General features: G+C 73.8%; 6 protein-coding genes. 5 read left to right on the forward strand and 1 reads right to left on the reverse strand.

Translation table 11 applies throughout. The features are described 5' to 3' along the window. A partial coding sequence (locus ACWCSD_RS45495) for a hypothetical protein (RefSeq protein WP_449924796.1) occupies positions 1–1,064 on the reverse strand: 1,064 nt, incomplete at its 3' end. 85 nt (positions 1,065–1,149) lie between these two features. Here ACWCSD_RS45495 and ACWCSD_RS45500 point away from each other — a divergent pair. The 5 genes from ACWCSD_RS45500 to ACWCSD_RS45520 all read left to right on the forward strand — a co-directional run. Beyond that, positions 1,150–2,373: an ROK family protein gene (locus tag ACWCSD_RS45500; protein ID WP_449924799.1), complete on the forward strand. Its 1,224-nt coding sequence runs from the start codon at positions 1,150–1,152 to the stop codon at positions 2,371–2,373. Next, complete coding sequence (locus ACWCSD_RS45505) at positions 2,370–3,593, forward strand: 6-phospho-beta-glucosidase (protein ID WP_449924802.1); 1,224 nt, start codon at positions 2,370–2,372, stop codon at positions 3,591–3,593. The genes ACWCSD_RS45500 and ACWCSD_RS45505 overlap by 4 nt, the downstream gene beginning before the upstream one ends. Beyond that, positions 3,590–4,591: an N-acetylglucosamine kinase gene (locus tag ACWCSD_RS45510; RefSeq protein ID WP_397162611.1), complete on the forward strand. Its 1,002-nt coding sequence runs from the start codon at positions 3,590–3,592 to the stop codon at positions 4,589–4,591. Before ACWCSD_RS45505 ends, ACWCSD_RS45510 begins: the two co-directional genes overlap by 4 nt. Positions 4,592–4,668: 77 nt before the next feature. Beyond that, positions 4,669–5,430, forward strand: coding sequence for a beta-N-acetylglucosaminidase domain-containing protein (locus ACWCSD_RS45515; protein ID WP_449924807.1), 762 nt, complete (start codon positions 4,669–4,671; stop codon positions 5,428–5,430). Positions 5,431–5,439: 9 nt separating this feature from the next. Further along, positions 5,440–6,235, forward strand: a 796-nt coding sequence (locus ACWCSD_RS45520) for an ABC transporter substrate-binding protein (protein ID WP_449924810.1), incomplete at its 3' end; no start/stop codon positions are given.

The following is a 6,235-nucleotide window of genomic DNA, read 5'->3' on the forward strand; positions in this document are numbered from 1 at the left end:
TGGGTCAGGTCGCCCGGCCTGGCCAGCCCGATGCCCTCGACGAAGCCGTACGGGGTGCGCTTGTGCCGGGCGTCGATGGCCTGCTCGTAGACGGCCGCCTTCTCCGCCAGCGTGGTCCGGCGGGCCTCGATGACGCCGGCGGCCGTGGCGGTGCCGAAGTAGGCGTTGGCGTTCCCGTCCACGGTGATCGCGGCGACCGCGTCGTCGGGCAGCCAGCGGCGGCCCTGCCGGTACTCCCAGGTGACGCCGTCGAAGTGCACGGCGCCCTTGGCCGTGCCGAGCCAGACGTCGCCGCCGGCGCCGGGGGCGATCGCGGTGAAGCCGAGCATGGGCAGCCCTTCGGCGGGGCCGTACTGCTTGAGCGTGGCGCCGTCCCGCAGCGTGAGGCCGGTGGGGCCGGCCAGCCAGAGGCGGCCCTTGGAGTCGTAGGCCAGGTGGGTGGTGCCGGGGGCGGGTGAGATCTGGGCCCACGACCGGCCGGTGTGCTCGAAGACGCCGGTGGCGATGGCGACGGCGACGGCCCCGGATGCGGCGCGGGCGGCGGCGGTGGCCTGTCCGGGCAGCCGGTCGGGACGCCACGAGCCGCCGGGCCCCTTGCGGTAGAGGCGGTCGCCTTGGACGAGGATCACGTCGTCGCCGCCGAGCAGCAGGGCCGTGGCCGGATCGACGCCCGGCGGCAGCCGATCGGCGCCCTTGGCGACCTCGTCGCCCTCCCCCGCCTTCTGGCCGGCCTTCGCCGCGTTCCTGATCGTCAGCAGGCCGCCGGCGGTGAGGGCGACGAGGTCGTCGCCGCGCCAGACGACCTTGTGGGCGGCGGTGGCCGACAGGGAGGTCCAGGCGCCGGCGGCGTACCGGGCCAGGCCCTTGTCGTGGGCGGCGGCGACGACGCCGCCGGGGCCGGCCGCGAGTGCGGCGATCCTGCCTTGCGGAGCCGGCAGCGTGGCGCCGACCTGGAGGACGAAGGGGTCGACGACCGTGGCGGCCGAGGCGGGTGCGGCGGTGACGGCCGGTCCCGCGCCGAGCGCGACGGTCGCGGCGAGCAGGAGGTTCTGGAGTCGTGCCATGGGGTTCCTCCGGATGAGGGGGCTGCGAGATACAGTAAAGAGTCTTTATTGCATCCGGGCAAGAGTCTTTACTAGAATTCGGGCCATGTCCCAGCATGCGACGCTCACCACCCTGCGCGAGATCAACGCGTCCGTGGTCCTGGAGGCCATTCGAGCCGACCCGCCGATCTCACGGGCCGAGGTGAGCCGCCGCACCGGCATGACCAAGCCGACGGTGGCCAACGCCCTCGACCTGCTCGCCTCCGCCGGCCTGGTCCGCCAGGCCGAACCGCCCGGCGAGATGCATTACGGCGCCGTCTACTTCGAGCCGGTCCACACGCTGGCCCACGTCCTGGCCCTGGACATCGGCACCCGCTTCGTCCGCGGCGCGCTGTGCGACCTGCGCGGCACGATGCTGGCCAGGCACGACGAACGCATCGACGACTCCGACCCGGCGACGATCCTGCGCGCCGCCGTGGCCGTCCGCGACACCCTGTCCCCCGGCGGCCCGGCGGCGGGCGGCGGGGGGATCGAGCTGGTCGCGGCCGGGGTGCCGGGCGTGGTGGATCCCGAGGAGGGGGTCATCCGGCAGAGCAACCGGCCCGCGCTGGAGGGCATGGCGATCCGGTCCGGGCTGGAGGCCGCGCTCGGCGTGCCGGCCGAGGTCGAGACCGACGTCAACCTGGCGGTGATCGGCGAGCACGCCCTGGGCGCCGGGCGTGGGGTCGCCGACTTCGCGTTCCTGTCCATCGGCGCCGGCGTCGGGGCCGGGCTGATCCTGGGCGACCGGGCCCATCGAGGGCATCGGGGGGCCGCCGGCGAGGTCGACGACCCGGCCCCCGGCGAGGACGAGCTGCCCGACAGCCCCTCGGGGGACGCGCTGATGAAATGGGCCCGCGCCTGGATCGCGGCAGGTCTGCGCGACGGCGACACCACGCTGCGGCTCGACGCCACGCCGGAGGCCATCTTCGCCGCCGCGTCCCGGGGGGACGGGCTGGCCTCGGCCATCGTCGCCGAGGAGGCCCGGCGGATCGCGTCGCGGATCGCCACCATCTCCCGGGTCGCCGACGTCGAGCTGGTCGTGCTCGGCGGGGGCATCGGGCTGGCCTGCGCGAGCATCCTGCCGGAGATCGGCGCCGCGCTGGCGGGCATGCTGCGCCACCCGCCCGCCGTCGAGGTCTCGGCGCTGGGCAACGCGCCCGTGCTGACCGGCGGCCTGGCCCACGGCACGCGTCTGCTGAGGGAGTCGGTCGCCACCCGCCGCATCTCGGCCGCGGCCAAGGCTTCCGCGGCGGCCAAGGCCGCCGGGTCCGGGGCGGAGACCCGATGAAGGTCACCGTCGTCGGCGGCGGCTCGACCTACACCCCCGAGCTGGCCGGCGGCCTGGCCGCCCTGGAGCTGGACGAACTCGTCCTCATGGACCCCGACGAGGAACGCCTCGCCGTCGTCGGCGGCCTGGCCACCCGCATGCTGCGCGGCAGGGCCGGACGCGTCCGACTCACCACCGGCCTGGACGAGGCGGTCGAAGGCGCGGACGCCGTGCTGCTGCAGTTACGCGTCGGCGGCCAGCGAGCGCGGCACGGCGACGAGACCTGGCCGCTGGAGTGCGGCTGCGTCGGCCAGGAGACCACCGGCGCGGGCGGCCTGGCCAAGGCCCTGCGGACGATCCCCGAAGTGTTGCGCATCGCCGACCGGGTCCGCGTCCTCGCCCCCGGCGCCTGGCTGATCGACTTCACCAACCCCGTCGGGCTGGTCACCCGCGCCCTGCTCGACGCCGGTCATCGCGCCGTCGGCCTGTGCAACGTGGCCATCGGGTTCCAGCGGCTGTTCGCCCGGCTGCACGGCTGCGCGCCCGCGGAGCTCACGCTGGGACATGTCGGGCTCAATCACCTGTCGTGGGAGCATTCGGCGTGGGTGGACGGGGTCGACGTGCTGCCGGGGCTGATCGAGCGGCACGTCGCCGAGCTGGCCGCCGAGTGCGAGCTGCCCGCCGGGCTGATCACCGCTCTGGGCGTCGTGCCCTCCTACTACCTGCGCTTCTACTACGCCCACGACCAGGTGGTGGCCGAGCAGCTCGGGCGTCCGACGCGGGCGCAGGAGGTGCTGGAGCTGGAGCGGCGGCTGCTGGAGATGTACCCGGCGCTGGACGACAAGCCGGAGCTCCTGGAGCAGCGGGGCGGCGCGTTCTACTCGACGGCCGCGGTCGACCTGCTCGCCTCGCTGCTCCATGACCGGGGGGATGTGCAGGTGGTCAACGTCCGCAACGAGGGGACCCTGCCCTTCCTGCCCGCCTCGGCGGTGATCGAGACGCCGGCGCGGATCACCGCCGCCGGGGCCGTCCCGCTGGCCGTGCCGGCGGTGGAGCCCTTGCAGGCGGGGCTGATCGCGCACGTCAGCGCGTACGAGGAGCTGGCGGTGCGGGCGGCGTCCCGCCCTGATCGGGCGCACGTGGAGGCGGCGCTGCTGGCCCATCCGCTGGTGGGGCAGTACGACCTGGCGCAGGGGCTGGCCGACCGGCTGCTGGCGGCCCACCAGGTCTGGGCCTCGTGACCGGGCCCGCGGTCCTGGCGATCGACGCGGGCAACAGCAAGACCGACGTGGCGCTGGTCGGCGCCGACGGCGAGTTGCTCGCCTGGGTGCGCGGCGGCGGGTTCCAGCCGCACGGGCCGCGGCTTCCCGCCGCGATCGGCCTGCTCGCCGACCTCGTGGCGGCGGCCGTACGGCGGGCGGACCCGCCTCCGGACGGCGGCCGCCGCGGGTTCGTGGCCTCTCGGGTGTCGGCGTTCCTGGCGCACTGTGACCTGCCGGTCGAGCAGGAGATCCTGCAGCGGGCCGTCGAGGCGCGGGAGTGGGCGCCCCAGGTCGTCGTGGACAACGACACCTTCGCGATCCTGCGGGCGGGGGCGGACGTGCCGTACGGCGTGGCGGTGGTGTGCGGCGGCGGAATGAACTGCGTGGCGCGCGGCCCCGGCGGCCAGGTCGCCCGGTGGCCGGCGCTGGGCCGGCGCTCGGGCGACTGGGGCGGCGGGGAATGGCTGGGCGAGGAGGTGCTGTGGTGGGCCGTGCGCGACGAGGACGGCCGCGGCCCGCGCACCCTGCTGCGCCAGGCCGTGGCCGCCCGCTTCGGCCTGCCGGACGTCACCTCGGTGTGCGTGGGGTTCCACCTCGGGCACCTGCCCGAGGAGCGGCTGCACGAGCTGGTGCCGGTGCTGTTCGAGGTGGCGGCGGCAGGGGACGCCGTCGCCGTGTCGCTGGTGGAGCGTCTGGGCGACGAGGTCGCGGCCTGGGCGGGCGCGGCGATCGAGCGGCTGGACTGGGGCGGGGTGAGCGTGCCCGTCGTGCTCGGGGGCGGGGTGCTGGCCGGCCGGGACGCCCGGCTGCTGGCCCGGATCGGCAAGGGGCTGCCCGGGGTGGACGTCCGGGTGCTGGACGCGCCGCCGATCGTGGGGTCGGCCCTGCACGGGCTGGACCGCCTCGGCGCGACGTCCGAGGCGGTGGAGCGGCGGCTGCGAGCCGGATTCGCCACTCGGCGGCCGTCATGCCCATGAACACGACCGTGTCCTCCCGTTCGAGAAGTCTGGTAAAGACTCTTGCCTAGATGGGATAAAGACTCTTTACTGTCTTCATGAAGTCAGCAGGCTTTGCGGTCCGCGGGGTCATCGAAGGGTTCTACGGCCGTCCATGGAGTCACGAGCAGCGGCTCGACCTGCTCGGCTTCCTCGGCGCCCGGGGCATGAACACCTACGTCCACGCCCCCAAGGCCGACCGGCCGTCGTGGCGGGAGGCCGGCGACGTCCAGGCGTTGTGCGTGGCGTTCGAGCGGGCCATGGAGGCCGGGGCCGCCGGCGACGACCCGTACGTCCGGGCCCTCGGCCTGATCGACGCCCGGATCGACCTGTTCTGGACCGGCCGGAGCATCTGCTCGGCCACCATCGACCTGGCCGACGCCGCGGCCGTCGCCCGCGCGCTGAACCGGGCCCCGCTCTACTGGGACAACTACCCGGTCAACGACGTCGCGATGGGTCACAAGCTGCACATCGGCCCGTACCGGGGCAGGGACCGGCACCTGTACCGGTTCGCCACCGGTGTCGTGGCCAACGGCATGGAGCTCTACGAGTCATCGAAGATCGCCTTCGCCACGGTCGCCGACTACCTGCGCGACCCGGAGGGCTACGACCCGGAGGAGAGCTGGGAGCGGGCCCTGGCCGACGTCGTCGGGGACGGCGCGGATCTGGCCGCCTACCGGCTGCGCGCTGGTGGCCGAGGCCCGGCCCTGGCTGGAGGAGTTCGAGCGGGGCGCGCTGGCGCTGCTGGCCACCGCTCGTCGAAACGTACGACCGCACCCCCGTCGCCCCGCACCCAAGCGGGTGTTCGGCGACTGTCTTGAGGAGTTCTCATGGTGAACAGGACGGCCGGGGCGCTCGCCCTGATGCTGCTGGTGTCGGCCTGCGGTGGCGGCGGGCAGAGCGCGGCCACCGACAAAGTGTTACGGATCGCGATGAGCTCCCCCGGCGAGGAGCAGATCAAGGTGTGGAAGGACGTCGCGGCCCAGTACGAGAAGGCACACCCGGGCGCCAAGGTCGAGCTCAACTTCCAGGAGGACGACCTCTACCAGACCATCGGCCTGCAGAACCTGCTCAACGGCCGGCAGGCGCCCGACGTCTACTTCGAGTGGGCCGGCGACCGCCTGCGCACCCGGGTCAAGGACGGCTTCGCCGCCGACATCTCCTCTCAAGTCACCACAGGCCCCCTCAAGGGCCTCATCCCGGACGAGGCGTACAAGCGCACCACGGTCGACGGCAAGACGGTCATGGTGCCGTTCGCGGCCGATGTCACCAACGTCCTCTGGTACAACACCAAGATCCTGGCCGACGCCGGCGTGCAGCCGCCCAAGACGTTCGAGGAGCTGCTCACGGCCTGCGACACGCTCAACGCCAAGGGCGTCACCCCGATCGCCTCGGGCAACAAGGATCTGTGGGCCGCCGGCAACTGGTTGTCCCACCTGGTCTCCCGGGTCGTCGGCGAGCAGTCCTACCAGGACGTGCTGTCGGGCAGGGCCCCCATGACCGACCCCGCCTGGGAACGCGCGCTCGGCTACGTGGCCCAGCTGCACGACCATAAGTGCGTCAACAGCAGCGCCAACGCCGCCAACGACAACGAGGGCGCGCAGCTGTTCTTCCAGGGCAAGGCGG

The organism is Nonomuraea sp. NPDC001684, assembly GCF_053596515.1.

Coding starts and splice junctions, on each gene's coding strand:
- ACWCSD_RS45505 (WP_449924802.1), top strand. CDS start 2,370: ATGAAGGTCACCGTCGTCGGCGGCGGCTCGACCTACACCCCCGAGCTG.
- ACWCSD_RS45500 (WP_449924799.1), top strand. CDS start 1,150: ATGTCCCAGCATGCGACGCTCACCACCCTGCGCGAGATCAACGCGTCC.
- ACWCSD_RS45515 (WP_449924807.1), top strand. CDS start 4,669: ATGAAGTCAGCAGGCTTTGCGGTCCGCGGGGTCATCGAAGGGTTCTAC.